28 protein-coding genes are annotated in these 24,377 nt (G+C 61.2%); 17 read left to right on the plus strand and 11 right to left on the minus strand.

What is annotated here, in order from left to right; genetic code table 11:
• The first annotated feature begins 164 nt into the window (after window positions 1–164).
• From guaA to GRF63_RS01730, 3 genes are all read left to right on the plus strand, one after another.
• Window positions 165–1,739: a glutamine-hydrolyzing GMP synthase gene (guaA, locus tag GRF63_RS01720; protein WP_160484288.1), complete on the plus strand. Its 1,575-nt coding sequence runs from the start codon at window positions 165–167 to the stop codon at window positions 1,737–1,739.
• A 167-nt stretch (window positions 1,740–1,906) separates the two neighbouring features.
• Window positions 1,907–3,064 (plus strand): alkene reductase, encoded by a 1,158-nt coding sequence (locus GRF63_RS01725; RefSeq protein ID WP_160484289.1) that lies wholly within the window; start codon window positions 1,907–1,909, stop codon window positions 3,062–3,064.
• A 148-nt stretch (window positions 3,065–3,212) separates the two neighbouring features.
• Window positions 3,213–3,656 (plus strand): CHRD domain-containing protein, encoded by a 444-nt coding sequence (locus tag GRF63_RS01730; RefSeq protein WP_160484290.1) that lies wholly within the window; start codon window positions 3,213–3,215, stop codon window positions 3,654–3,656.
• A 7-nt stretch (window positions 3,657–3,663) separates the two neighbouring features.
• On the opposite strand, the gene GRF63_RS01735 is transcribed toward GRF63_RS01730, so the two are convergent.
• From GRF63_RS01735 to GRF63_RS01745, 3 genes are read right to left on the minus strand one after another with little or no spacing between them, the layout of a single operon-like run.
• Window positions 3,664–4,290 carry a hypothetical protein gene (locus GRF63_RS01735; protein WP_160484291.1) on the minus strand — a complete coding sequence of 209 codons (627 nt, stop codon included), beginning with the start codon at window positions 4,288–4,290 and terminating at the stop codon, window positions 3,664–3,666.
• Window positions 4,287–4,730, minus strand: coding sequence for a hypothetical protein (locus tag GRF63_RS01740; RefSeq protein ID WP_160484292.1), 444 nt, complete (start codon window positions 4,728–4,730; stop codon window positions 4,287–4,289). Before GRF63_RS01740 ends, GRF63_RS01735 begins: the two co-directional genes overlap by 4 nt.
• Before the next feature lie 28 nt (window positions 4,731–4,758).
• Window positions 4,759–5,985 carry an MFS transporter gene (locus tag GRF63_RS01745; protein WP_160484293.1) on the minus strand — a complete coding sequence of 409 codons (1,227 nt, stop codon included), beginning with the start codon at window positions 5,983–5,985 and terminating at the stop codon, window positions 4,759–4,761.
• Window positions 5,986–6,091: 106 nt separating this feature from the next.
• On the opposite strand from GRF63_RS01745, the gene GRF63_RS01750 reads away from it, so the two are divergent.
• Genes GRF63_RS01750 through GRF63_RS01760 form a run of 3 tightly spaced genes read left to right on the plus strand, consistent with a single transcriptional unit; the run spans window position 6,092 to window position 8,253 of the window.
• The gene (locus GRF63_RS01750) at window positions 6,092–6,805 is read left to right on the plus strand and encodes an endonuclease III domain-containing protein (RefSeq protein WP_160484294.1); all 714 of its coding nucleotides are present in this window, start codon (window positions 6,092–6,094) and stop codon (window positions 6,803–6,805) included.
• Window positions 6,806–6,811: 6 nt separating this feature from the next.
• On the plus strand, window positions 6,812–7,471 hold the full coding sequence (locus tag GRF63_RS01755) for an endonuclease III domain-containing protein (RefSeq protein ID WP_160484295.1): 660 nt from the start codon (window positions 6,812–6,814) through the stop codon (window positions 7,469–7,471).
• Complete coding sequence (locus GRF63_RS01760; RefSeq protein WP_160484296.1) at window positions 7,468–8,253, plus strand: hypothetical protein; 786 nt, start codon at window positions 7,468–7,470, stop codon at window positions 8,251–8,253. The genes GRF63_RS01755 and GRF63_RS01760 overlap by 4 nt, the downstream gene beginning before the upstream one ends.
• Here GRF63_RS01760 and GRF63_RS01765 read toward each other — a convergent pair whose 3' ends face one another.
• The 3 genes from GRF63_RS01765 to GRF63_RS01775 all read right to left on the minus strand — a co-directional run bounded on the left by GRF63_RS01765 (window position 8,254) and on the right by GRF63_RS01775 (window position 9,566).
• Window positions 8,254–8,808: a DUF924 family protein gene (locus GRF63_RS01765; RefSeq protein ID WP_160484297.1), complete on the minus strand. Its 555-nt coding sequence runs from the start codon at window positions 8,806–8,808 to the stop codon at window positions 8,254–8,256.
• Window positions 8,809–8,816: 8 nt separating this feature from the next.
• On the minus strand, window positions 8,817–9,224 hold the full coding sequence (locus GRF63_RS01770) for a hypothetical protein (protein WP_160484298.1): 408 nt from the start codon (window positions 9,222–9,224) through the stop codon (window positions 8,817–8,819).
• Between the two features lie 84 nt (window positions 9,225–9,308).
• Window positions 9,309–9,566, minus strand: coding sequence for a zinc-finger domain-containing protein (locus GRF63_RS01775; RefSeq protein ID WP_160484299.1), 258 nt, complete (start codon window positions 9,564–9,566; stop codon window positions 9,309–9,311).
• A 58-nt stretch (window positions 9,567–9,624) separates the two neighbouring features.
• Here GRF63_RS01775 and GRF63_RS01780 point away from each other — a divergent pair, with 58 nt between their 5' ends.
• From GRF63_RS01780 to nadB, 3 genes are all read left to right on the plus strand, one after another.
• Window positions 9,625–10,578 carry an ABC transporter ATP-binding protein gene (locus GRF63_RS01780; protein ID WP_160484300.1) on the plus strand — a complete coding sequence of 318 codons (954 nt, stop codon included), beginning with the start codon at window positions 9,625–9,627 and terminating at the stop codon, window positions 10,576–10,578.
• A 58-nt stretch (window positions 10,579–10,636) separates the two neighbouring features.
• Complete coding sequence (locus GRF63_RS01785; protein ID WP_237392333.1) at window positions 10,637–11,650, plus strand: acyltransferase family protein; 1,014 nt, start codon at window positions 10,637–10,639, stop codon at window positions 11,648–11,650.
• Window positions 11,651–11,990: 340 nt separating this feature from the next.
• On the plus strand, window positions 11,991–13,583 hold the full coding sequence (gene nadB, locus GRF63_RS01790) for an L-aspartate oxidase (protein ID WP_160484302.1): 1,593 nt from the start codon (window positions 11,991–11,993) through the stop codon (window positions 13,581–13,583).
• Between the two features lie 43 nt (window positions 13,584–13,626).
• Here nadB and GRF63_RS01795 read toward each other — a convergent pair whose 3' ends face one another.
• Window positions 13,627–13,845: a hypothetical protein gene (locus GRF63_RS01795; RefSeq protein WP_237392251.1), complete on the minus strand. Its 219-nt coding sequence runs from the start codon at window positions 13,843–13,845 to the stop codon at window positions 13,627–13,629.
• Between GRF63_RS01795 and GRF63_RS01800 the strand changes: the two genes are divergently transcribed.
• The 3 genes from GRF63_RS01800 (at window position 13,844) to GRF63_RS01810 (ending at window position 16,652) form a co-directional block, all read left to right on the plus strand.
• Window positions 13,844–14,110, plus strand: a complete 267-nt coding sequence (locus GRF63_RS01800; RefSeq protein WP_160484303.1) for a hypothetical protein — start codon at window positions 13,844–13,846, stop codon at window positions 14,108–14,110. The genes GRF63_RS01795 and GRF63_RS01800 overlap by 2 nt on opposite strands.
• 314 nt (window positions 14,111–14,424) lie before the next feature.
• Window positions 14,425–16,461: a ribonucleoside-diphosphate reductase subunit alpha gene (locus tag GRF63_RS01805; protein WP_160484304.1), complete on the plus strand. Its 2,037-nt coding sequence runs from the start codon at window positions 14,425–14,427 to the stop codon at window positions 16,459–16,461.
• 29 nt (window positions 16,462–16,490) lie between these two features.
• Entirely contained in the window at window positions 16,491–16,652 is a 162-nt protein-coding gene (locus GRF63_RS01810) for a hypothetical protein (RefSeq protein WP_160484305.1), read from the plus strand.
• A gap of 44 nt (window positions 16,653–16,696) precedes the next feature.
• Here the strand turns inward: GRF63_RS01810 and GRF63_RS01815 are convergent, their stop codons facing one another.
• Window positions 16,697–17,548 (minus strand): arylamine N-acetyltransferase family protein, encoded by an 852-nt coding sequence (locus GRF63_RS01815; protein ID WP_160484306.1) that lies wholly within the window; start codon window positions 17,546–17,548, stop codon window positions 16,697–16,699.
• Between the two features lie 184 nt (window positions 17,549–17,732).
• On the opposite strand from GRF63_RS01815, the gene GRF63_RS01820 reads away from it, so the two are divergent.
• Entirely contained in the window at window positions 17,733–18,038 is a 306-nt protein-coding gene (locus GRF63_RS01820; protein ID WP_160484307.1) for a hypothetical protein, read from the plus strand.
• 22 nt (window positions 18,039–18,060) lie between these two features.
• Here GRF63_RS01820 and GRF63_RS01825 read toward each other — a convergent pair whose 3' ends face one another.
• Window positions 18,061–18,366, minus strand: coding sequence for a hypothetical protein (locus GRF63_RS01825; RefSeq protein ID WP_160484308.1), 306 nt, complete (start codon window positions 18,364–18,366; stop codon window positions 18,061–18,063).
• 265 nt (window positions 18,367–18,631) lie between these two features.
• Between GRF63_RS01825 and GRF63_RS01830 the strand changes: the two genes are divergently transcribed.
• The gene (locus GRF63_RS01830) at window positions 18,632–19,708 is read left to right on the plus strand and encodes a ribonucleotide-diphosphate reductase subunit beta (protein ID WP_160484309.1); all 1,077 of its coding nucleotides are present in this window, start codon (window positions 18,632–18,634) and stop codon (window positions 19,706–19,708) included.
• 262 nt (window positions 19,709–19,970) lie between these two features.
• Window positions 19,971–21,089, plus strand: coding sequence for a DGQHR domain-containing protein (locus GRF63_RS01835; protein ID WP_160484310.1), 1,119 nt, complete (start codon window positions 19,971–19,973; stop codon window positions 21,087–21,089).
• A gap of 46 nt (window positions 21,090–21,135) precedes the next feature.
• On the opposite strand, the gene GRF63_RS01840 is transcribed toward GRF63_RS01835, so the two are convergent.
• Window positions 21,136–21,783, minus strand: coding sequence for a hypothetical protein (locus GRF63_RS01840; RefSeq protein ID WP_160484311.1), 648 nt, complete (start codon window positions 21,781–21,783; stop codon window positions 21,136–21,138).
• Between the two features lie 311 nt (window positions 21,784–22,094).
• Between GRF63_RS01840 and GRF63_RS01845 the strand changes: the two genes are divergently transcribed.
• Together GRF63_RS01845 and nhaA are read left to right on the plus strand one after the other, a co-directional pair.
• Entirely contained in the window at window positions 22,095–22,280 is a 186-nt protein-coding gene (locus GRF63_RS01845) for an HP1242/YdcH family protein (protein ID WP_160484312.1), read from the plus strand.
• 125 nt (window positions 22,281–22,405) lie between these two features.
• Entirely contained in the window at window positions 22,406–23,641 is a 1,236-nt protein-coding gene (gene nhaA / locus GRF63_RS01850; RefSeq protein WP_160484313.1) for a Na+/H+ antiporter NhaA, read from the plus strand.
• A 279-nt stretch (window positions 23,642–23,920) separates the two neighbouring features.
• Here the strand turns inward: nhaA and GRF63_RS01855 are convergent, their stop codons facing one another.
• On the minus strand, window positions 23,921–24,364 hold the full coding sequence (locus GRF63_RS01855) for a thermonuclease family protein (RefSeq protein ID WP_160484314.1): 444 nt from the start codon (window positions 24,362–24,364) through the stop codon (window positions 23,921–23,923).
• Window positions 24,365–24,377 lie beyond the last annotated feature (13 nt).

The raw sequence follows: 24,377 nt of genomic DNA on the forward strand, positions 1-24,377 counted from the left end.
GGTCGGCGCGGGCTGGCGCGGGTCGGCGCGGGCTGGCGCAGGCTGACACGGGCTGACACGGGCTGACGCGGGTTGGCACGGGTTAGTGCGGGATTGTACGGGTCGAACGCGCCTGCTGGACACGCCCGCTGGACACAGGGCCATCCTTTGGGCAATGCGCTGCCATGCAGGCAGACCACATCCCCGATTCCATCCTTATCGTCGACTTCGGCAGCCAGGTAACGCAGCTGATCGCGCGCCGCGTGAGAGAGGCCGGCGTTTATTCCGAGATCGCCCCCTTTACGCAGGCCGAAGAGGCTTTTGAGCGGATGCAGCCCAAGGGCATCATCCTCTCCGGTTCTCCCGCCAGCGTGCCGGACGAAGGCAGCCCGCGCGCTCCGCAATTCCTGTTTGAAAGCGGCCTGCCGATCCTTGGCATCTGCTACGGCCAGCAGGTGATGACGCACCAGCTGGGCGGCGAAGTGCGCCCCGGCCACGAAACAGGTGAGGGCGGCGAGTTCGGCCGCGCCTTCTTGACCGTTACCGAGGATTGCGCCCTGTTTGACGGGCTGTGGAAGAAGGGTGAGCGCCACCAGGTGTGGATGAGCCATGGCGACAAGGTGACGCAGTTTGCCGACGGTTTCGAAATCGTCGCCACCAGCGACGGCGCACCTTTTGCCGTGATCGCGGACGAAAGCCGCAAGTTCTACGGCACCCAGTTCCACCCCGAAGTGGTCCACACGCCCGATGGCGGCAAGCTCTTATCCAACTTCGCGCGCCATGTCTGCGGCCTGGCGGGTGACTGGACCATGGCCGAATTTCGCGCCACCAAGATTGCTGAGATCCGGGAGCAGGTGGGCGATGGCAAGGTCATCTGCGGCCTTTCGGGCGGCGTCGATTCCGCAGTCGCCGCCGTGCTGATCCACGAAGCCATTGGCGACCAGCTGACCTGCGTTTTCGTGGATCACGGTCTGATGCGCATGGGCGAGGCGGAGCAGGTCGTCAGCCTGTTCAAGGGGCATTACAACATCCCGCTGGTGCATGTGGACGCCGAAGAGATGTTCATGTCCGGCCTGGCCGGAGAGACAGACCCCGAAAAGAAGCGTAAGTTCATCGGCAAGACCTTCATCGACGTGTTCGAAGAAGAAGCCCGCAAGATCGGCGGCGCGGATTTCCTGGCGCAGGGCACGCTTTATCCGGACGTGATCGAAAGCGTCAGCTTTACGGGCGGACCGTCTGTCACGATCAAGAGCCATCACAATGTGGGCGGCCTGCCCGATCGCATGAACATGCAGTTGGTTGAGCCTTTGCGCGAACTGTTCAAGGACGAGGTGCGCGATCTGGGCCGTGAACTGGGCCTGCCCGAAGTTTTCGTCGGCCGCCATCCGTTCCCCGGCCCCGGCCTTGCCATCCGCATTCCGGGGGAGGTGACGAAGGAACGCTGCGACATCCTGCGCAAAGCCGATGCCATCTATCTGGAGGAAATCCGCAATGCGGGCCTTTACGACGCGATCTGGCAGGCCTTTGCCGTGCTGCTGCCGGTAAAGACCGTGGGCGTTATGGGCGATAGCCGCACTTACGACAGCGTGTGCGGCCTGCGCGCCGTAACCAGCACCGATGGCATGACGGCGGATGTCTATCCCTTCGACGCCAGCTTCCTGACGCAATGCGCCACGCGCATCGTGAACGAGGTGCAGGGCATCAACCGCGTGGTGTATGATTACACCTCCAAACCGCCCGGCACGATCGAGTGGGAATAAATCTCTGAGGTCGGCAGGCGAGAAAAAACCTGCCGGTAAAGTGGTTTAATTTGCAACCAAAGAAAATCTGACGCCCGCCCCAGTTCTTCTGCGCGGCGGCGCGGAACGGTGATGCCCACCTGTCCATTGCACAATGCAACGCATAAACGCATTTCAAAGGACTACCCATGGCTCACGAAAACCAGACGACGCATAATGCCGCGCTGTTTACCCCTGTAACAGCTGGCGACATCACCCTTCCCAATCGCGTGTGGATGGCGCCGCTCACGCGCAGCCGCTCTACGCCGAAGGATAATGAGCAGACCCCGCTCCACGCTCTGTATTATTCGCAGCGCGCATCCGCCGGGCTGATCGTTTCCGAAGCCACGCAAATCAGTCAGCAGGGCCAGGGTTATGCCTGGACGCCGGGCATCTTTACCGATGGCCAGGTGGAAAGCTGGAAGCTGGTGACCGATGCCGTGCACAATGCCGGCGGGCGGATCTTTTGCCAGCTGTGGCACGTGGGCGCAGTCAGCCACCCGGTGTTTCAGCCCGATGGCCGTGCGCCTGTATCCTCCAGCGCCTGGACGCCCGAAGGCGAGGCTTTCGTAGGCGATCGCCACCCCAATGGCCCCACCGTGCCGCATGTGGAGGCGCGCGCGCTGACACGGGAGGAAATCGACGCCGTGATCGAGGATTACCGCCACGCCGCAAGGCAGGCTGCCAAGGCCGGTTTCGATGGTGTGGAACTGCACGCGGCCAATGGCTATCTGATCGATCAATTCATGCGATCGGGCGTGAACAAGCGCGACGATGAATTCGGCGGCAGCCTGGAAAACCGTCTGCGCCTGCTGGGTATGGCGATCGATGCGGTGACCGGCGAACTGCCCGCGGGCCGCGTAGGCGTGCGGCTAACCCCGCTGGGCGGGGCTGGCGGCAGTCATGATGAAAACCCTGAAGAAACCTATCCCGCCGCGGCAAAACTGCTGTCCGGCAGGGGGCTGGCCTATCTGCACGTGGTGCGCGCCACCGATCATGGCGGGGCGGATGACAACCAGGCACGCGGCGATGCGATCCTGATGGACATACGCAAGAATTTTGATGGCACCTTCGTCGCCAATGGCAATCTTTCCCCGGAAGAGGCGGCGCGCTGGATCGAGGAAGACCGTGCCGATGCTGTCGCCTTTGGTCGCGACTTCCTCGCCAATCCCGATCTGCCCGCGCGCATCGCGCAAGGCGGACCGTATAATGAACCCGACGATTCCACCTTCTACGGCGGCGATGCGCATGGCTATGTCGATTATCCCTCGCTCGACAAGATCGACGATCCGCTACCCAATGGTTGAGCCTATCGGCTGAATCATCACGGCGGGGCCGGGGAAGAGCGCATTCTCCCGGCCCCGTTTCCGCGTGGATGCTACCACCACGGGGGAACAGGCACGCGCAGCTTCCGTTTAAGCGGATGAGATTGCATTGCCCACAAAGGATAATCCCATGAAACTTCGCGCTGCCGCCATCATTGCCTCGCTCGTAGCCTTGTCGGGCTGCGAAACTGTTGAGGAAGCGTATTACGAGCGCATTTCTACCACTTACACGGCGGAACTGCGCGGCGCGAATGAAGTGCACCAGGGTGACCCGACGGGAACGGGCTCGGCAGAGATTAGCTTTGCTGATGAATTGTCCCGCGTGTGCTGGGACCTGAACGATCTCAGCGGTCTCGGCCCGATTACCGGCGCGCATATCCATCGCGGCGCGGCCGGCGTGGACGGCCCCGTGGTGCTGCCGCTGAAACAGGCGACCGAAGGCGGCTGGCGCGGGTGCAGCAGCGACACTGACTGGGTGCAGCGCGCCTTCGATGAAGGGCTGGAGAACTATTACGTCAACGTCCACACGGCGGAATATCCGAATGGCGCCATTCGCGGGCAATTGCGCCAGTAGGCCGAAGCTAACCCCTGGCCCGCACCGCATTCACCAGCAATGCGGCGGCGGGCAGGGCCAGTACCACCAGCCCGATGGTGCCGCTGATACCCGGCACGATCCACGCGAAGAACGCTGCGGCCGGTATCAGCGGCGCAAGCGCGGCCAAGCACTGCATTCGCGATGCCCCCGATAGCGGGTTGACGAACAGGCTCTGGAAATTCTCGCCGGGTTCGGGGCTTTCCCCATCGGCAATCGCGCCGCTTGTCAGCATAGGCCTATAGGCTGGCAGACAGGCGAGCATCAGCAGGCCAATCAGTGACAGGATCAACACGGCGAACAACGCCGGCATCAGCGCGCCTTCGATAAACACCGCGATGAACGCGGCACACACGTTTACGCACATAGCTGCCGCCAATGCCGCTGGCACAGCGCGGTTCAGCAGCAGGGCTAGTCCGGCAATGATGTGGATGAACTTTGCCACCGCCAGCAGGCCGCTGGCGTCCAGATTGTGCATCAGGCGCAGCGCCATCGGATCGTGCAATTCATCGCCGATGGAGAATGCGGCGAACATCGGCAGAAAATAGCCAAGCCCGCTCAGCAACAACACTGCGCCCAGCAGGATGCGGCTGAATACCGGGGCTCGCCTGATCACGCCGCATCTCCACGGCGCGCGGTGCCAGCGCGCGCTGCCTGCGGGTCCATCCAGCCGTCGAACATCAGGCGACAGCAATCGCGATAGGCGTACAGCAGGAAAAGGTTGCAGCCCAGCACCGCCCAGCCATAGACCGCGCTGACCGTCCACCAGCCCTGCAACTCCGTATCCCAATACCACACGGTAAAACTGACGGGCAGCACCATCACCAGCGCCAGCGGAACGCGAAAACCGAATAGCAGCATCAGCCCGGCGATCAGTTCCACCGCCTTCACCAGCGTGAACAATCCAGAATCGAGCAATGCGGTGAAGACCCCGTTGCTAAGGGCATTGTCGCCCGGATACTGCGGAAACAGCGGGATGAAATGGTTGAGCCCTGCGGGCACCATCCACGCGGTGTAAATCAGCCGAACCAGCCAGACTGCATATCGCATGGCCATTGCGCAGCGCCTCCCGCTCTCTTGCCGATCAGCCTGCCCGTCGCCGCAGGACGGCAGGATTGGTTTCCTGCAATCCCAGCGCCACGATGGCGGCAAACCCGCTGAGGCCGATCATGATATACATCGGCAGGTTCAGCCCCGCCGTATCGGCCAGCCATCCGGCCACCAGCGGCGCGAACACGCCGCCGGTCAATTCCCCAACGCACACCACCAGCCCCATAGCCGTGGCGGCCATGCCTTGGCCCAGCGTTTCGCCCGGTATCACGCCCATGAACAGCGGGAACACCCCCATGCCGACCCAGCCGACGAACAGCATGGCCGTCAACACCGCCCATGATCCGTCGAACCACAGCATCGCCATGGGGCTGGTGGCCATCAGCATGGAGAAGAATATCAGCGGCGGGCGGCGTCCCACGCGGTCCGATATCCAGGTTACCAGCACACCGCCAATTGCCGGGCACAGGCCCAGCGCGGCCATCGTTTTCGCCATGGTGCCCGGATCCAGCGCGCGCGGGCCGACAAGGTAGAGCGGGAAGAAGATGGATCCGACCACCACCCAGCCCACCAGCAGGCAGGAAATGAGCGAGCACAGCCAAATATTGCGCTGCCGCAGCAAGCCCAGGCCAAGGCCGGAGCCAGAACGGGATGCGGGCGCGGGCGAATCCGCATCATGCTGCATCTGCGGTTCTTCGATAAATCGCCAGATCAGCAGCGCCAGGATCAGCCCCGGCACGCCGGCCATCAGGAATGCCGCGCGCCAGCTCCATTCCTCTGCCATCCACACCAGCACGATGGGCGCAATCGCGGTGCCCATGATCGCGCCGAACACGTTCTGCACGATGCCGGCGTTGAGGCCGCGCCGCCGCTCTGCACTGGCGGCGATGATGATGGCGAGGCAGATCGGCAGGAACGGCCCCTCCGCCGCGCCCATCACCACGCGCGATGCGAGCAATTGCCAGAAGCCCTGGGACAGGCCGGAGAGGATGGAGCACAGCGAGAAGACCACCATCGCCACCAGCAGGAACGGCTTCCTGCGGCCCATCCGGTCACTCAGCAGGCCAAACACCAGCGCGCCCAGCGCCCAGGTAAGCGACAGGCCCGATCCCAAGGCGCTGATCTGGAAATTGCTGAGGCCAAGGTCCTCGATCACGAAGGGCGAGACGAAGGTCAGCGCCATCCTGTCGAAATAGGCAAAACCATATGCGAGGCCGAGCAACAGCACGACGCGCAGCTCATAACCCCGTTTGGTGTCCATCGATGTCCTCTCCCCGGCGGCAGGATTGTCTCGGGCCCCCTTGCAAGTCAAGCAGGGGTGAAAAGCCGGGCTGGCAAATCTGCCCGCGCAGTGGCAGGCGGGGGCGATGCAACTGCCCCTCGGCCCGGAACCGCGCACCCTTCAGCTGGAGCGCATTCATGCCGCGCTGATCCGCGCCTTCGGACGGATCGAGCGCGGGCATGACAAGCGCCGCGATCCGGTGTGGACATTGGTGCAGGGCGTGATCGGCGCGCAGACGAAAACGCCCATCTCCAACGCCTCCACCGATGCGCTGCTGGCGCGGTTCGGATCGTGGGAAGAGGTGGCACGGGCGGATCCTGCGCTGCTGCTGGAGATGCTGGGCAACCAGACCTTCCCATCGGTGGCAGCAGAACGGCTGAAAGCCTGCCTGCTGGCCATCATGGAGGAACGCGGCGCGGTGGACATGCGCCATCTTTCCAACCTGCCCGATGATGCCGCGATGGAATGGCTGGAGGCTTTGCCGGGCGTTGGGCGAAAGATTGCAGCTGGCGTGATGAACACCAGCATCTTTGCCCGCCGCCAGCTGGTGATCGACGGGCATCATCGCCGCGTGATGCAGCGTGCCGGCCTGGTGCCGCCGCGCGCGGATACAGCGCGGGCCTATTCCGCGCTGATGCCGCTGCTGCCGGAAGAGTGGACTGCCGCCGATATTGACGAGCATCACCTGCTGGTGAAGCGTTTGGGCCAGGTGCACTGCCGCCCGTCCCGGCCCCATTGCGATGCTTGCCCGATACTGGGCGATTGCGACACCGGAACCGCCATCGTGCCCACGCGCTGATTGCTCATGCTTAGTTTGCCCGAAGTCGAGGAAGTCTACCTCCGTCTGTCACAGGCCATGCCGGGGCGCACGCCGGGTGCAAAAGGTCCGAAGGGACAGCCCGATGCCTTCCGTTCGTGCATTTCCTGCATGCTGTCCGCCCAATCGCTGGACCGGAATACGGCGGCAGCGACCAAGGCTCTGTTCGCGCTGGCCACCACGCCGGAGGATATGCTGGCGCTTTCTGACGAGGAGATTGCGCGGGCGATCAAGCCGTGCGGGCTTTACAACATGAAGGCGCGCAACATCCGCAAGTTCTGCGAGGCCTTGCTGGGGCAGCATGGCGGGGTGGTGCCCGATACGCGAGAGGGCTTGCTGGGCCTGCCGGGCATCGGCCGCAAATGCGCCGACATCGTGCTGAGCTTTACCTTCGGCAAGGATGTGATCGCGGTGGATACGCATGTGCACCGCGTGTGCAATCGCATCGGGCTGACGCAGGCGAAGACGGCAGACAAGACGGCGCAGCAGCTGGAGGCGCGCTCGCCAGACTGGGCTATGCGCGATGGCCACTTCTGGCTAATCCAGTTCGGCAAACGGATCTGCCGCGCACGTGCTCCGCAATGTGATATCTGCCCGGTGCACGATCTTTGCGAATATTATGCCGCATTGGCCAAGGAAGACGAATGAGCTGGGACGATTACTTCGCTGAGGATGCCGGAGCGACAGAGGCCGAGGGGCGCGGCAAATCGCGCACTTTGACGGTCGGCTGGACAGTGAAATGGGATGTGAAGGGAGGCGCGATCTGGGCGCCGCCCAAGGCATTCAGCCGATCCGATGCCAAGGCTGCCAGCGCCAAGTCCATCCAGGCGTGCCCCGCCGCCATCGATTTTGACCGTCGGCATTTCGTCATTCCGTGCCCGGTGGATCTGGAACTGGCCTTTGCCCGCAATGCGCAGGGGCAGCTGCAACTGGTGGATAACAATGGCGAAAAATCCGCCATGCGCCCGCAAGGCCGCGCCAACCTGTTCATCGTGCAGCCCAGCAGCGAATGGCGGCACCCGGATCGCCCCATCATCCAGTTCACCGCACCTTACGTGTTCGTGGCGGATGAGCCGTGCTGGGTGGTGCAGACAGCGCCGCATCTGCACTGGTTCCCGCAGCCGCGCCCCGGCGTGCAGATGGGCGGGCGTTATCCCGTGCATATCTGGCCGCGCCCGCTGGCCTGGGCGTTCGAATGGTATGACATTTCCAAACCGCTGAAGCTGACCCGCGGGGAACCGTGGTTCTACGTGCATTTCGAAACCGAGAATCCCGGCGCGCGCGTGCGGCTGGTGGAACAGGAAATGACGGAAGATCTGGACAGCTATCTCAATTCGATCATCGACGTGTCCAATTACGTCAACCGCACCTACGGCCTGTTTGCCGATGCGCAGAAATCGCGCCCGGCAAAGCTGGTGAAGCCAAAGTAGCTACCAGGCAAAGCCCGCCTCAACAGCGCGCTTTTCTGCCGCGGACGATGTGCGGCCCAGCACCTTGTTACGGTGCGGATAACGGCCAAACCGCGCAATCATGCGCGCATGGCTGCGGGCAAATGGCAGGTTGGCGCCGCCGTTGATCCATGTGAAAAGGCGCAGGCTGATACGGTGGTCCGCCATATCCTCACTATGCATCAGCGGCATGACGAGGAACTGGCGCTGCTCCCTTCGCAGCATTGCCAGATATCCACGATGCAGCGCGCCGTGGGTGATGGCGCGCGCCAGCGGATCTGTGGCGAATGCGCGCGGATCGTCGCGGAAACTGTTGCGCGGCACCTGATCGAACAACAGCACTGCGGCCAGCGCCAATTGCGGATCGGACAGGAAGCTGCCGGGCGGACAAAGATAAAGCGCCTCCAGCCAGGGCCGGAAGCGCTTTTCAATTTTTGCATCGATTTCTTCAGAACCGTTCCACCAATCACGGGGGCTCAGTTCGTGAAACCAGAAGTGCAGCAGGTCGGCGGCCCAGGGCCTATAAGCCAGCGCCACCGTACCGATCAGCCTTCGGCGTCTTCGTCCAGCGTGTACGGAACGAAATCGTCGAGGAACAACACGCCGCTGAACATGCCGGACGACCTGTCGATCGTGCGGGTCACGTCATTGGTGCACAGGCGCGAGCTGTAGCGCTGGATCACCGGCACATCCCAGCGATCGAGATTGCGCGGGTTAGTTGTGCGGGCCACCCAGATCGTGTCACCACGTTCGTAGACCAGGCCAACATACTCTTCCACGCGCAGATCGTTCGAGCTGAACGTGCTGATGCAGTTCGTTGGTTCTCCGGCCGTGCGGCCTTCAACCAGTTCTGCAAATGCGGTTTCAGCGCGCGTTTCGCGATCCTGTGCCAGTGCGGGAGTGGCCAGTGCCACTGCGGCGACTGCGGCAGAGATACCAAGGGTCTTCATCATCAAGCGTCTCCTTATAGGCGACGTTTTACACCTGCCACGATGAACCGACAATGACCGCGCTTTGTTCCGGCGCTGGTTGCTGCCTCAGGCGCCCGCACCATCGGGCTTTGCCACATCGGGCACATCGCCTGTATCCGCCACGCCGCCTGCCAGGATGAAGCGCCGGTCGCAATAGCCGCAATCGACATAGCCCTTCTCGTCGATCTGCATGTAGACGCGCGGATGACCCAGGCTGGCGGGCAGATAGTTCTCGCCGCCGCGAATGTCACCGGCGCCATCGCACCAGACGCGGGCGGTATCGACCAGGGTGGTCTCGGGAGTGGTTTGTGGTGTGTGATCCATGATGCATGCGCTCCTATCGCTTTACGAGAGGATCGAAAAGCCCCTAAGGGCTGCTGCCATGGCCGAAGCAGCAATCGAAATCCGCGACCTCGTTAAGGAATATGCCGGGTCTGGCGACGCGCCGCCCAAAAAGGCGCTGAAGGGCGTAAGCTTCGACGTGCCCGAAGGCAGCGTTTTCGGCCTGCTTGGCCCCAATGGCGCGGGCAAATCCACGCTGATCAACATCATGGCCGGGCTGGTGAACAAGACTGGCGGCCAGGTGAAGATCTGGGGCCATGATATCGATACGGATCATCGCAACGCAAAGCTGAATATCGGCATCGTCCCGCAGGAAATCGTGTTCGACCCGTTCTTCACCCCGTTCGAGGTGCTGGAAAACCAGGGCGGTTTCTACGGCATTGCAAAGGCGCTGCGCCGGTCCGAAGAATTGCTGAAAGCGGTGCGGCTGGAAGACAAGCGCAACGCCTATGCCCGCACATTGTCCGGCGGCATGAAGCGGCGGCTGCTGATCGCCAAGGCGATGGTGCATTCCCCGCCCATCCTGGTGCTGGATGAACCCACGGCTGGCGTGGACGTGGAACTGCGCAAGCAATTGTGGGAACTGGTGAACGAACTTAACGCCGAGGGGGTGACCGTGGTGCTGACCACGCATTACCTGGAAGAGGCGGAAGAGCTGTGCGAGCAGATCGCCATCATCAACCACGGTGAACTGATCGCCAACAAGCCCACGCGCGAACTCGTCGGTATGATGGGGGAGAAGATCGTGGCCGTCACGGTGGATGCCGATATCGGCGCCTTGCCCACGGACCCCCGCTTCCACAAATGCGAGAAAGTGGGCGAACGGCTGATCGAGATCACCTTCGACAAGAGCGAAATGACCGCAGGACAGGTGCTGGCCACGGTTCAGCAACAGGGCTTCGTGATAGAGGACATCTCCACCCGCGAGGCGGATCTGGAAGATGTGTTCGTGCAACTGACGGTCGCCAATGACGAGGCGAAAGCCAAGGCGTAACGCGCTGAGCCATTGGTTCGTATACGTTTTTTTCAGATGACGATGGCAAATCGCCGTGATGCAGTCGCGCGGCGAACTCTACCTCTCGATCCACTATCTCCGCGCGATCGCCGCGCTGATGGTGGTTGCGCGGCACTGCATCGTTTATGCGCATGTGCCGATATCGGATCGCACGCAGTTCGTCTGGCTGGGCTACGGCGTGGCGCTTTTCTTCGTCATTTCCGGCTTCGTGATGGTGGCTTCCACGCAAGGCCGGGACATGACGCCACGCGAATTCCTGGTCAAACGCGCGGTCCGGATTGCGCCGCTATATTGCGTCATCACCCTGGCATGGGCAGCGATGATCGCGAACTGGGATATCGCGCGACTGCTGCACTCCTTCGCCTTCGTCTTCTATCGCGATCCGGTGACGGGCGCGATCAGCGATCCGGTTCTGGAACCGGGTTGGACATTGAATTTCGAGATGTTCTTCTACGCGGTCTTCGCCGCTTCCCTGATGATCCCGTCCCGCGCCCGCCTGTGGTGCGTGGGGGCGTTTTTCGCGCTGATTCTGGCGCTTGCCCCGCTTGAGATCTATCCGCCCCAGCTTCAGCGGCTGGCTCATCCATTCCTGGTGCTGTTCGTTGGCGGCATGGCCATTGCGCGCCTTGGCTTGCGGCTGCCGGCGGTGTTCCTGCCGGTTGGTCTCGGCATGCTCGCCTTTGCAGGGGAGCTGGCCAGCAATATCTGGATCGCGCAATTCTTGCCGGTGATGATGATCGTGATGGCCGCCCGCTCTTTCGATGGCAGGCTGCCCGAATGGCGCATGCCCATGCTGTTGGGCGATGCGTCCTACGCCATCTACCTGTCGCACATCATGGTGATGCAGGTGGGCGTGATGCTGGTATTGCCCGCGCTGCCGGGATTGCTGGGATTCGCATGGCTCATGCTGGTGTCGACCTTGGTTGGTATCGCGATTCACCTCTGGGTGGAACAGCCGCTCACCCACGGTATCAGGCGCCTTGCGCGGCGCCGCGATGCGAAGGTGGCCGATGGCTCTTTGCAGAGCGGCAGACACTCGACGGCGTCGTGATCCGGCCTGGCTACTGCGCTGAATCTGCACGCCATTTGTGTTTGCCCACCCGCCTGATCGGTGCGTGGCAATGGGCGCAGCGGCTGACGAAGGTCTCGCCGTCCCAATCGGCGCGCCTTCCCGGCGGTTCATGGCGATTGAAAAAACACAAGACTTGCGACAGCATGCGAAACCCCCCGTTTCGATGACAGTTCAACTCAAACATCCGTCCCTTATCGTGTTGCGGTGCAGCATACGCTAGCGAAGCGGATCATGCAATCAGGCTTGATAAGTCCGCTAGCGTACGATTGGCGAGTTACAGTCTTGCGACGGCGCGGGACAGCGGGCAAGGGGTGGCGTGATGAACGAAAATTCGACCCAATTCGATGTGCTTGTCATCGGTTCCGGCGCTGCCGGACTGACGGCGGCGCTGACGCTGGCAACCCAGCGCAAGGTGCTGGTGCTGGCCAAGGGCAAGCTGACCAGCGGCTCCACCGCGTGGGCGCAGGGCGGAATCGCCGCCGTGCTGGATGCAGGTGACACGTTTGAAGACCACATCCGCGATACGATGGTGGCGGGCGCCGGCCTGAACGATCGCGAGGCCGTGGAGTTCGTGATCGAGCGCGCCCCTGCCGCGATAGACCGCCTGTGTGAACTGGGTGTGCCGTTCAACCGTGAAAGCGGTGATCTTCACCTTACCCGCGAAGGCGGGCATTCGCATCGCCGCATCGTCCACGTGGACGATGCCACGGGGTGGGCGGTGCAGGCAGCCTTGCTGAAAGCGGCGGAGGAAAATCCCAACATCACCCTGCTGCCCGATCGAAGCTGTATCGACCTTATCACCGGGCGGCACGAGGCGAAATATTCAGGCAGCGGCCGGGTATGGGGCGCCTATGCGCTGGATACGGCCACCGGCAAGGTGGAGGCCTATACGGCGCGCGCCACGATCATGGCGGCAGGCGGTGCGGGCCGGGTTTACCAGTTCTCCACCGCGCCGCGCGGTGCCACGGGCGATGGCATCGCCATGGCGTGGCGTGCGGGCGCGCGCGTTTCCAACATGGAGATGATGCAGTTTCATCCCACGTGCCTGTATAATCTGGAGGTCAAGAACTTCCTGATTACAGAGGCCGTGCGCGGAGAGGGCGGGCGCCTGTTCCATCCCGAAACCGGCCACCGCTTCATGGAAGATTACGATGCGGAGCGCATGGAGCTGGCCCCGCGTGACGTGGTGGCCCGCGCCATCGACGATCAGATCAAGCGCTTTGGCCTTGATTACGTGCATCTGGATATCAGCCACGAACCGCCGGAATTCGTGAAAGAGCATTTCCCCACCATCCATGAAAAGCTGCTGGGGCTGGGCATCGACATGACGACAGGCCCCATCCCGGTGGTGCCCGCGCAGCATTATACCTGTGGCGGCGTGATGATAGATCTTCATGGCCGCACCGATCTGCCCGGCCTCTATGCGGCTGGCGAATGCACCGAAAGCGGGCTTCACGGTGCCAACCGCCTGGCCTCCAATTCCTTGCTGGAATGCTTTGTTTTCGGCGAGGCCGCTGCGCGCGACATCCTGGCGCATTGGGACGGGTTCGAAGCGCCGCCCGCCATCCGCGAATGGGATGAAAGCCGCGTCACCGATTCTGACGAGGAAGTGGTGATCAAGCAGAACTGGACCGAGATCCGCCGGATGATGTGGAACTATGTCGGCATTGTGCGCACCACCAAGCGGCTTGAGCGAGCCAAGAACCGGATTGACCTGCTGGCCAGCGAGATCGAGGATTATTACGGCAATTTCCGCGTCACCACGGACCTTATCGAGCTGCGCAACCTGCATCAGTGCGCAGATCTGATCGTGCAGAGCGGGCTGCGCCGGCACGAAAGCCGCGGACTGCACTATACGCTGGATTACCCACAGACCGATGACGAGGTGAAGGACACGGTGCTGGTGCCTTAAGACCCTGGGCCCGGGGCCTGACTCCGAACCTGTGCCTGGCTGATCAATCCATCATCAGCAGCAGGGCAAAGGCCAGCCCGGTGGCGGCCAGGAACAGTCGCCAGCTCCAGTAAACGGTCGCGTCGATGCCGATTTCAGGCATCACCACGTTGAAATGGAACACCTCCAGCACGCCGCCCGTCGATCCGCCCGATCCGATGAACAGCGCCACCAGCAAGGTCAGAAAGATGCCGAATGGTATCGCCTTGAACATTGCGATCATGAATGAACTCCCGTTCTTGCAGACCCTGGTGGTGCCGCGTTGCAGCATGAGCGCTATCGCCGCTATTGCCCGGCAAGGTCAAGTGAGCCATGCCGACGCATTATTTCACATCGTGATTCGATTGAGTCGCCGTGCCGCAGTCCGACAGCTTTTTTTCCGCAGATTGATTTTGCCTCTTGCACTCATCGCGAGTCGAGGATCGACCACGCGTCGCGCCGTATTGTTGGCACCACACACCCTGCGATTGGGTTGCGGGCGGCGGTAAATCGGTCTTAACACTCTTGCGTGTGGGCACGGCGTGATTCACAAGGGGTTGTGGTCGCCTTGCCATTGGGACCTACTAGACCTAGATTTACGGAGGTGCGCGACACGTTTCGCGACACGGACTCCGATTCGGTTTTGTGGGCGCGAATGGCCAGCTTCCAGAAGGTGCGGCGGGGGATAAGTAATCACCCGCCCATGCATGTGTTCGACTGTGCTGGCAGCTTGCCGGCTTCGAATCGGCTCATGCGGGACGAACAGGGGGTCAGGGGCATCGCGACGGTGCCGATTGGCCTGGCAAACGGGGATTAGGGTCAGATGGAATTTCGGAACGGAGACGACGCGGCAATGGCGCTGGACGAGCATAATGCGGACGAAAACGATACCGGACTGGCAAAGCAGGCACCGGACAAGACGAAGAATCCTTCCGACAAGAAAGCGGTAAGCATGGAAAAGAGTGACATGGGTAGCGAAGAACTGGTGAGTGAAGCGGCAGCGACTGCGCTGGCCGAGGCCACCAAGGCTGCCCTGAAGCCGCAGATCGATTCAAAGACGGTGAACGCGCGCCGTTTCACCATCACCACCGATCCCGCGCGCGATGCCAACCTGACCGAATTCGGCAAGGAAACGCTGACCGATCGCTACCTGCTGCCCAACGAGACATATCAGGATCTGTTCGCCCGCGTGGCCGATGCCTATGCCGATGATCAGGAGCATGCGCAGCGCCTGTACGATTACATCTCCAACCTGTGGTTCATGCCCGCAACGCCGGTGCTCTCCAACGGCGGCACCGGTCGCGGCCTGCCGATCTCCTGCTATCTCAACTCCGTGTCCGACAGCCTCGATGGCATCGTCGGCACCTGGAACGAGAACGTGTGGCTGGCATCCAAGGGCGGCGGCATCGGCACCTATTGGGGCAATGTGCGCGGCATTGGTGAGCCTGTTGGCCTGAACGGCAAGACCAGCGGCATCATCCCCTTCGTGCGGGTGATGGACAGCCTGACGCTGGCGATCTCGCAAGGGTCGCTGCGCCGCGGTTCTGCCGCCTGCTACATCGACGTGCATCACCCGGAAATCGAGGAATTCCTCGAAATCCGCAAGCCCAGCGGCGACTTCAACCGCAAGGCGCTGAACCTGCATCACGGCGTGCTGCTGACCGATGCCTTCATGGAGGCGGTTCGCGCGGGCGAGAAGTTCCAGCTGAAATCCCCGAAGGACGGCAGCGTTCGCGGCGAAGTGGATGCCCGCTCCCTGTTCCAGAAGCTGGTCGAAACGCGCCTGGCCACGGGTGAGCCCTACATCGTGTTTTCCGACACGGTAAACCGCATGATGCCAAAACATCACCGGGACCTGGGCCTGAAGGTTTCCACCTCCAACCTGTGCAGCGAAATCACCCTGCCGACGGGGATCGATCACCTCGGCAACGATCGCACGGCGGTATGCTGCCTCTCCTCCCTCAACCTTGAGAAGTGGGACGAGTGGAACGGCGACAAGACCTTTATCGAGGACGTGATGCGCTTCCTCGACAATGTGCTGCAGGATTACATCGAGCGCGCGCCCGAAGAGATGGCCCGCGCCAAGTATTCCGCCATGCGCGAACGCAGCGTCGGCATGGGCGTGATGGGCTTCCACTCCTTCCTGCAGTCCAAAAGCATCGGCTTCGAAAGCCCGATGGCGAAGGTGTGGAACCTGAAGATGTTCAAGCACATCAACGCCAAGGCGAACGAGGCATCGATGATGCTGGCGCATGAGCGCGGGCCTTGCCCCGATGCGGAAGACATGGGCGCAATGGAGCGGTTCAGCTGCAAGATGGCGATCGCGCCCACCGCGTCGATCAGCATCATCTGCGGCGGCACCAGCGCCTGTATCGAGCCGATCCCGGCGAATATCTACACCCACAAGACGCTGTCCGGCAGCTTCGTGGTGAAGAACCCGTACCTCGAAAAGATCCTCGACAAGAAATCGAAGAATTCCACCAATATCTGGAACTCGATCCTGGAGAAGGGCGGCAGCGTCCAGCACCTCGATTTCCTGACGCCGGAGGAGAAGGCCACCTTCAAGACCAGCTTCGAGATCGATCAGCGCTGGCTGCTGGAATTCGCGGCAGACCGTTCGCCCTTCATCGATCAGGCGCAGTCGCTGAACCTGTTCATCCCCGCCGATGTCGACAAGTGGGACCTTGCGATGCTGCACTTCCAGGCATGGGAAAAGGGCATCAAGTCGCTCTACTACCTGCGCTCAAAGAGCGTGCAGCGCGCAGGCTTTGCGGGCGGCGTGGAAGCGGACAACACCGGCGAACCGGCGAAGTACGAGCTACCGACGACGGATTATGACGAGTGTCTCGCCTGCCAGTAGGCAGGCGTTGAACGGGGGAGAGGCTGGCAATGTCAATATGGTCAATTTCCATCATCGCCATCGGCGTTGTCGTCATCTTCCTGTCGATCAAGGTGATGCGCGCTTCGGCGGAGCAACGCGGCAAGTACTTCCTGCTGATCGCCGCTCTGCTGATGCTTTCGACAACCCTGCTGCTGCTCGGTCAGAACTAGCTGCGGCTGCTGCGGATGACCACGAGCCGAGAAAGCGCCGTCAGCTAGAACAGCGGCAGGCGGGCGATGTCGGCGGTATTCAGCGATATGCCGAAGACGCTCGCCAATGCATCGCCATAGGCCTGAGGCGTATCGAGTGATCGCCGGTCCATCGGCGCACTCTTGCGCCACACGGTAAGCTGGCGGTCCACCAGGCTGGCAAAGCCATCGGGCAGGCAGATGCTGGCGACAGTCAGATTGGTGAAGCGCGATCCTTCGTGAGTGGCGGACCAGTGGCAGCCCAGCGCAAGGTCCGCCTGCGCCACCGGCATTAGGTCAAAGGCATATTGCTTTTCCCACTGATCATCGCTGTTCACGCGGCCATCGGTGGCGAGCTTCGGGCCCATCCGTTCCAGCAGCCAGGCGCCCGGCAGATCGCCATCCTGCCCGATGCGGCTGAGGCGGTGGTGCGCGCCATCACCCGTCTGCGCGCGCTCCCCATCGCGCAGGCGCATGGGCGGGGCGTAGGAGCCGCCGAAACCGGCGTCGCAAATCCATCGCTCATCACCAAATTCCACCAGCAGCAGGCAATGCGCGCGCGCCGTAGGGGCGGGCGGATCGCCCAGCAACACGCGGGCCAGCAGGATGCGGTTGGTGAACCCTGCGTCCGTCAGCATGTCAGCCAGCAGGCGGTTGTGTTCAAAACAGAAGCCGCCGCGCCGGGCCTCCACCAGTTTCGCAAAAACCGCGTCACTATCGCAGGTGACCCCGCGGCCCAGCGGAATGTCGAAATTTTCGAACGGGATGGACTGGCGATGGGCGGACTGGATCCGCGCAAGGCCGGTGGGATCGACTTGCACAGGTGCCTGCAATCCAATGCGTTTCAGATATGGTGACAGCCGATTGGTGGTGTGCATCACCGGCGCATGCCTTGCGGTGCAAAGGACTTGCAAGCAAAAGCTGAACGAAGTCGCCGCGAAAACTTCAATAGGTCAATTCAGGCAAGTCACTGAAAATATGGGAAATGCATACCGCGTCCCAATTGGCGCCCTGTGGTTTTGGTGAGATGATCTTAACCATTGGCAGGTTACAGCACTGGCCATGACCAGCGGCGGAAGAAAACGATATCAGGATCACCATGGATATGGCGAGATCAAGTTCTCGCGGTATTTCGTGCTGTATGTTTCGCAGATCGCCTGGATAGGGCTGGGCATCTATCTTTACGCCGGAGCCTACTGGCCATCCACCTGCACGCCGGACAATCTGCTGGAAGTTTACGGCTGCTCCATGCGCCTGCCCGAAGACGGCGGCGGCTGGCGGGAGGCTGCTTTGCTGACATGGCTGTGGGCCACGCCAATCCTGATCGGGCTGGAGCTGTCACGCCGGTTCAACAAGGACGGCAACTAGTCCGCGCCGCCGCGGCGGCGTCTTACTCGCTGTCGTCCAGCTTTTCTTCGCGTTCCTTCGCCGCGCCGCCATATCCGCGTTCGCTGGCATCGGGCGCATCGGCCATTTCCTCGCCATCCTGCGCGCCATAGCCAAAGCCCTTGTCAGACTGTTCGCCAGCCTGTTTGCGGCGGCTTTCCTGGTCTTCGCGGGTCGGCTGCTGATCCATCTGCACGCCTGCCTGCTTGCGCTCTTCCATCATGTCGCCCGCAACCATGGGGGCCTGTTCCTGCGACTGGCGCGCTGGGCGCGTGCCTGCGTATCGGTCATTTCCTGTCTGGTCGGTCATCATAAACTCCGCATTTTTCAAGGTGCTTGTGCCCGATCAACGGATGGCGCGGCGGTGATGTTCCTGCCGCGCGATCAATATGTTGTCGCGTCCGGAAAGTGCTGACTCACCGCAGTTAAGTCTTGGCAGGCAATGCCGATCCGCCCCGACTCAGCAGGGCAGGCGGGATAGCGGATTTATCCACGAAACAAACTGCGCCCTTGCTATCGAATCACCCGCATGATTCACTATGTAGGACGTTCGCGCCAGAAACCGGAGATACCAGATGTCGTTGCTCGAAGCCCGCAAGACCTACAAGCCCTTTGAATACCCATGGGCCTATGAGTTCTGGAAGCGGCAGCAGCAGGTGCACTGGATGCCGGAGGAAGTTCCCCTGGGAGAGGACTGCCGCGACTGGGCGCAGAACCTGACCGATCATGAGCGTAACCTGCTCACGCAGATCTTCCGCTTCTTCACCCAAGCCGATATCGAGGTGCAGGATTGCTACCACGAAAAATATGGCCGCGTGTTCAAGCCGACCGAGGTGAAGATGATGCTGGCCGCGTTCTCCAACATGGAAACGGTGCACATCGCCGCCTATTCCCACCTGCTCGACACCATTGGCATGCCCGAAAGCGAATACGGCATGTTCCTGGAATACGAGGAGATGAAGGCCAAGGTCGATTACCTTGACCAGTTCGGCGTCGACAGTGACGAAGATATCGCCCGCACGCTGGCCATGTTCGGCGGCTTTACCGAAGGGCTGCAGCTGTTCGCCAGCTTCGCCATGCTGATGAACTTCCCGCGCTTCAACAAGATGAAGGGCATGGGGCAGATCGTATCATGGTCCGTGCGCGATGAATCGCTGCATTGCGAAGGCATCACCCGCCTCTTCCACGCCTTCACCAAGGAACGCGACTGCCTGACGAAGGCGGTGAAGGAAGACATCATGGACATGTGCCAGAAGACGGTGCGCCTGGAAGATGCCTTCATCGATCTGGCGTTCGAGCAGGGCCCCGTGCCCGGCATGACGGCCAAGGAAATCAAGCGCTACATCCGCTACATCGCCGACTGGCGCCTGTCGCAGCTGGGCCTGCCCGCGATGTACATGATCGAGGATCACCCGCTGCCGTGGCTCACGCCGCTGCTGAACGGGGTGGAGCACGCCAACTTCTTCGAAACCCGCGCCACCGAATATTCCAAGGGCGCCACCAAGGGCAAATGGCAGGACGTCTGGTCCAGCTTCGACAAGCGCCAGAAAGCCAAGGCCGCCAACGAGGAAGTCGCCGAGGACATGGGGCCGGATATGTTCGGTGAAGTTGCTACGCCGAAGGGCGATGCCGGGAGTGTTGCGGCGGAGTAGGACGGCAGCATGAATTAAAAACGCGACCAGCCGAGTGTGGATCTCGAAATAAGATCTGGAATTTAGATCTCAATGTATGGTAAATGCTAAGTTGACCAAGGCGATGAGCGCCTTGGTCAACGCCTAAGCGTCACCCGGTCCAAACGGTTGGCGTAGGCCCTGTTGTCGGATCTGCACGGAAGCAACGGTCACCAAAACCGTAGCTTGGAACCACAACGGGGCCGTATGGCTAGCACATACTCATAGAGATGGGAAGACGATCATGTCGGTATTGTCGGTTGTTAAGGGTCAGACCTTATCGTCGGGCACCCAAACGATCGTGGGGGCTCTGAAGTTTCGAGAAATTCATGACCGTATCCGGACGCCGTGGAGAGACGCTCGCACCAAAGAGGGTTACCAACGCAAGCCGGCTCACAGTCGTATCGCAAAGCTCATGATGGAAATCCGGAAGGGTCGCGTCGACATTCCCACAGCCGTTCTCTTGAACGCTCCACATCCAACGTGGGAAATCGCTTATCAAGATCGTCAAGGGAATAGTTGTGCTGAACTAGATCTTCAAAAATACTCTGGTGATTTCTCAGTAGTCGATGGACAGCATAGACTGACCGCCCTCAAGCACCTGTATCACGAAGATCCAGAGCGCTATGGAAATTTCAAGATACAATTCGTAATGATGCTTGGGGCCACGAAATTCGTGGAGCTTGAGCAGTTTTACATTGTGAACTCTACCGCCAAGTCAGTCAAAACAGACCTTGCTTACGATCTTCTGAAACAGCGAGCAGATCACGATGGTTTGGTGATGACAGGTCTAATCGAATCGGGCCAAGATTGGAAAGTAGAGGCCCAATCCCTGACCGAAATGATGGCGGATGACTCAGATATTTGGCGTCGACGGATTCAGCTAGCGAACGAGCCAAAAAATGGCACCACAATCCCCAGTGCATCGTTTGTTACGTCTCTCCGAAAATTTCTAACTTATCCATTCATAAAAAACCTCTCTCGCGAGAAAAAATTCGAGCTACTCGAAACATATTGGCGTGGAATCAGGTCTGCCATCAAGGAGCCGTTCGTGAAGCCCGACGATTACACTTTACTGAAAGGTATCGGCGTGTGGGCGATGCACGAGATACTTCCAGAAGTAATAGAAATTATAAGAAGTAACGGCGACCAACTCTTTGACGATACTAACTACGGTCCAATTCTCGCAGATATGTTCGATGATCTCGAAGGCGAAAATAAAGAGGCCGACGTGGTAAAAGGAGCGGATTTCTGGTTGACAGCACCTAAGGGGGGTGCTGCGGGCAGCTACTCATCTTCCGCTGGCAAGCGCGTGCTAATTTCTAAACTTTTGCAAGGTCTTCCCGAACCAAGTATCGAATAGGAGTTATTCGCGTCATGATTAACTGAGCACTCTCGCGCGCGCAATCTCACCACCCCCACGCACCAGGCGACTCATCCACCGGATTGCCAGCATCGAACTCCACCCGGAACAATCGCGTCGGGTCGTTGCGGCGGGTTAGCTGGTAGGCAAACATCGCGCCCGGCGCGTCTGCCGGGGTTACTTCCATCCGCCACACATTGGTGAGGGAGACGTCCAGTCCCTCCCGCTCGAACATGAGACGCGAGTATGCGTCGACGGGGAAATCCTGCACGCGCGCGGTTCCGGTGGACAGTGTGTCTCCGCCATATTGCGTCACCACGTCCTCGCTGCCGTCTTCGTGGCGGTGATCGTGTTTCAGGCGCAGGCCATCTGCCGTTCGCGTCACCACCCAGGTGCGGCTGCGATCCCATATCGGATCGTCCATGGTGTTTGCCATTCCGCTTTCCACGTGAAAGGCAATCGCGATGCGCGTGTCGCTGCATTCGGCCCAGTGGGCCAGCATGGCGAGCCCGGCAAAATCCGCATCCCGCTCATCCGAACTGGCAAGCGCGCCCCTGTAGGTGTTGCCGCAATGGCTGGAGAGATTGTCCCAGAACGCCTCCTGTGAAGCGGGCAGGGCGGGTGCCTGCGGCATGGTGGCACAGGCGGTAAGGAGCGGGGCGGCGAGGGCGAAAGCAAGCAGGGATGTTTTCATCAGCATTGTGTGGACCCTGCCGGCGAATTGCGGAAGGGGTATGTGCTGAGCCCGCGCCCTCCTGTCAGCAAAGCATCCAGAACCTTTGGCAGAAAAAATCCGATTTTCCTTGAAACCATCTGCGATGATACACATTATCAAAGATGCGGACCGGGCCCCTCTGGCGAGTGCTCATTTGCCCTCGTGATGTCGGACCGCATCGGACAGCCGATGCGTGTTTTGACGGGGCATTTTCTCCCCCCAAGCAAAACTCCCCGGCAGAAACGTTATCGGCCGTCCGATCACCCTCTAACCCTGTTGGGAGATCAAGGATGAAGGCCCGTTACTACAAACTCACAGAGCTCCACGCGAAGCTGGACACGGCCCTGCGCCGCGAGGTGAACCGCCGCGCGCCGGACCAGTTCAAGGTCATGGCGTTGAAGCGGCGCAAGCTGCGCGTGAAAGACCTGCTGGCCCGCATTGCGCGCCTGGCGATGAACCAGCCCCAGCGCGCATAGCGACTGCGGTGCTCAGCTAAGGGGCGCCCTGTCAAAGGGCGTCCTGCCAAAGGGCGGGTCGGCATTTCCCCTCCATTGACCCCGGCCCGTCCTTTGCAAATGACCTTTTGCCCAAGAGTTACTCCATGATCGCCATCAACCCCGTACGCCCGGTCATCAACGCAATCGGCCCCGCCATGCGCGATTTCCTGCAGAAGGAAAGCGCCGGCGGCATGACCCTGATCGCCGCCGCTGCTTTGGCGCTCGTGATTGCCAATTCGCCCTTCGCCAGCGCCTATTTCGCCGCGCTGGATGTGCCGGTGGTGGCGGGCATCGGATCGGGCATTATCGACAAGCCGTTGCTGCTGTGGATCAACGACGGGCTGATGGCGGTGTTCTTCTTCCTCGTCGGGCTGGAGGTAAAGCGGGAGGCGCTGGTGGGCCAGCTCAACAGCTGGAACAAGGCATCCCTGCCGCTGATGGCGGCGATTGGCGGCATGGCATTGCCGGCCGCCCTTTACATAGCATTCAACCTCGGCACGCCGGAGAACATGGCGGGCTGGGCCATTCCTGCGGCGACGGACATCGCCTTTGCGCTGGGTATCCTCACGCTGCTGGGCCCGCGCGTGCCGGTGGCGCTGAAGGCGCTGCTGCTGGCGGTTGCGGTGATAGACGATATCGGCGCCATCACCATTATCGCGCTGTTCTATACCGCTGAAACCGATGTGAACATGCTGCTGGGCGCGGCCGTCACCCTGCTGGTGCTGGGCGCATTCGGGCGGGCCAAGGTTGCATCCAGCATTCCCTATGTCCTGCTGGGCATCGTGCTGTGGGTATTCGTGCTGAAATCCGGCGTGCATGCCACGCTGGCCGGTGTGGCCGCGGCGATGTGCGTGCCGATTGCGGGCAAGAATGGCGAAACCCCGCTGGAACGCATGGAGCATGCGCTGCACCCCTATGTCGCCTTCCTGGTGATCCCCGTGTTCGGCTTTGCCAATGCCGGCGTATCGCTGGCGGGCGTGGGTCTGGATACGCTGTTCGCGCCGCTGCCGCTGGGCATTGCGGCAGGCCTGCTGATTGGCAAGCAGCTTGGCATCGTGGGCTTTGCCTGGATGGCGGTGAAATCCGGCATGGCGCGCCTGCCCGAAGGCGTGGGCTGGAGGCAGGTGCATGCGCTGTCGCTGCTGGCCGGTATCGGCTTTACCATGAGCCTGTTTATCGGCAACCTCGCCTTCGCTGATCCGGCGCAGGTGGACGCGGTGAAGATCGGCGTGCTGTCAGGTTCGCTGGTGGCGGCGGTGGCAGGCTATCTGCTGCTGCGCGCCACCCTGCCCGCAGCCAAGGTGAACGAGCCTGCACTGGCGGACCAAGGGCAGGCGTAATTTCTGGCCTAAATTCTGGCGTATAAACCGGGCTTAGATGCGCGGGCTGGCGCGGCGGTCAACCCCGCTGCGCCGTTCGCCTTTGCGCCTGTCGGGAAAGTCGATCGGCACCTGTGTCTGGCGTCGATCACCCAAGCGGCGTCCCCCGATGTCTGGTCCGTTCTCTTCGGCGGCCATTTCCAGCATCCTGCTTGCGACCGGAAGAATATCCGGACAATCACTTAGGGTATTAGAAACTATATCCTAGCATTTACTTAATCCTGTCAGCCTCTTGCGTAACTAACACCATTCAATACGGCCACGGCCCCAGTCATCACTCCACCCCTCGTCCCAATAATCGCCCTGCGCAAGCTGCGCGGATATCATGTGCTCGGACAACAGCTGCATTTCTCCCGAAGGCGCCAGCCGACGCGCAGCGCGAAGCTCTCGCCCGTATTTGTCGCGCGGGGGATCGGCCCCGCCATCCAGCTGAAACGGGCCGATCGCGAGCCAGCGTACCAGTTCTGCCTGCGCCCGAACGGCGGCCGCGCTTTCGGCAGGGCATGCCCCGTCCATCTCCGGCGCATCGAACCCCGTCAGGCGGATGCGCCGCTCACCGATGCGAATGGTGTCACCGTCCACAACGCAGCTGGACGCATAACCGGATGCGGAACACAGCGGAAAGGCGAGAGCAACATCCTGCGCCCCCTCAAACCGCGGCTTGATCCAGCCCGATCGCTGCACGAAGACGATGGCG

Origin of the sequence: Aurantiacibacter rhizosphaerae, from assembly GCF_009807005.1 — a bacterium.
In the GTDB taxonomy this organism is placed as follows: Bacteria; Pseudomonadota; Alphaproteobacteria; order Sphingomonadales; family Sphingomonadaceae; genus Alteraurantiacibacter; species Alteraurantiacibacter rhizosphaerae.

Excerpts from the sequence above, each read along its gene's own strand:
- guaA (WP_160484288.1), top strand. The coding sequence starts at position 165 with ATGCAGGCAGACCACATCCCCGATTCCATCCTTATCGTCGACTTCGGC.
- GRF63_RS01725 (WP_160484289.1), top strand. The coding sequence starts at position 1,907 with ATGGCTCACGAAAACCAGACGACGCATAATGCCGCGCTGTTTACCCCT.
- GRF63_RS01730 (WP_160484290.1), top strand. The coding sequence starts at position 3,213 with ATGAAACTTCGCGCTGCCGCCATCATTGCCTCGCTCGTAGCCTTGTCG.
- GRF63_RS01740 (WP_160484292.1), bottom strand. The coding sequence starts at position 4,730 with ATGGCCATGCGATATGCAGTCTGGCTGGTTCGGCTGATTTACACCGCG.
- GRF63_RS01745 (WP_160484293.1), bottom strand. The coding sequence starts at position 5,985 with ATGGACACCAAACGGGGTTATGAGCTGCGCGTCGTGCTGTTGCTCGGC.
- GRF63_RS01750 (WP_160484294.1), top strand. The coding sequence starts at position 6,092 with ATGCAACTGCCCCTCGGCCCGGAACCGCGCACCCTTCAGCTGGAGCGC.
- GRF63_RS01755 (WP_160484295.1), top strand. The coding sequence starts at position 6,812 with ATGCTTAGTTTGCCCGAAGTCGAGGAAGTCTACCTCCGTCTGTCACAG.
- GRF63_RS01760 (WP_160484296.1), top strand. The coding sequence starts at position 7,468 with ATGAGCTGGGACGATTACTTCGCTGAGGATGCCGGAGCGACAGAGGCC.
- GRF63_RS01770 (WP_160484298.1), bottom strand. The coding sequence starts at position 9,224 with ATGATGAAGACCCTTGGTATCTCTGCCGCAGTCGCCGCAGTGGCACTG.
- GRF63_RS01775 (WP_160484299.1), bottom strand. The coding sequence starts at position 9,566 with ATGGATCACACACCACAAACCACTCCCGAGACCACCCTGGTCGATACC.
- GRF63_RS01780 (WP_160484300.1), top strand. The coding sequence starts at position 9,625 with ATGGCCGAAGCAGCAATCGAAATCCGCGACCTCGTTAAGGAATATGCC.
- GRF63_RS01785 (WP_237392333.1), top strand. The coding sequence starts at position 10,637 with ATGCAGTCGCGCGGCGAACTCTACCTCTCGATCCACTATCTCCGCGCG.
- nadB (WP_160484302.1), top strand. The coding sequence starts at position 11,991 with ATGAACGAAAATTCGACCCAATTCGATGTGCTTGTCATCGGTTCCGGC.
- GRF63_RS01800 (WP_160484303.1), top strand. The coding sequence starts at position 13,844 with ATGAATGAACTCCCGTTCTTGCAGACCCTGGTGGTGCCGCGTTGCAGC.
- GRF63_RS01795 (WP_237392251.1), bottom strand. The coding sequence starts at position 13,845 with ATGATCGCAATGTTCAAGGCGATACCATTCGGCATCTTTCTGACCTTG.
- GRF63_RS01805 (WP_160484304.1), top strand. The coding sequence starts at position 14,425 with ATGGAATTTCGGAACGGAGACGACGCGGCAATGGCGCTGGACGAGCAT.
- GRF63_RS01810 (WP_160484305.1), top strand. The coding sequence starts at position 16,491 with ATGTCAATATGGTCAATTTCCATCATCGCCATCGGCGTTGTCGTCATC.
- GRF63_RS01815 (WP_160484306.1), bottom strand. The coding sequence starts at position 17,548 with ATGCACACCACCAATCGGCTGTCACCATATCTGAAACGCATTGGATTG.
- GRF63_RS01820 (WP_160484307.1), top strand. The coding sequence starts at position 17,733 with ATGACCAGCGGCGGAAGAAAACGATATCAGGATCACCATGGATATGGC.
- GRF63_RS01825 (WP_160484308.1), bottom strand. The coding sequence starts at position 18,366 with ATGACCGACCAGACAGGAAATGACCGATACGCAGGCACGCGCCCAGCG.
- GRF63_RS01830 (WP_160484309.1), top strand. The coding sequence starts at position 18,632 with ATGTCGTTGCTCGAAGCCCGCAAGACCTACAAGCCCTTTGAATACCCA.
- GRF63_RS01835 (WP_160484310.1), top strand. The coding sequence starts at position 19,971 with ATGTCGGTATTGTCGGTTGTTAAGGGTCAGACCTTATCGTCGGGCACC.
- GRF63_RS01840 (WP_160484311.1), bottom strand. The coding sequence starts at position 21,783 with ATGAAAACATCCCTGCTTGCTTTCGCCCTCGCCGCCCCGCTCCTTACC.
- GRF63_RS01845 (WP_160484312.1), top strand. The coding sequence starts at position 22,095 with ATGAAGGCCCGTTACTACAAACTCACAGAGCTCCACGCGAAGCTGGAC.
- nhaA (WP_160484313.1), top strand. The coding sequence starts at position 22,406 with ATGATCGCCATCAACCCCGTACGCCCGGTCATCAACGCAATCGGCCCC.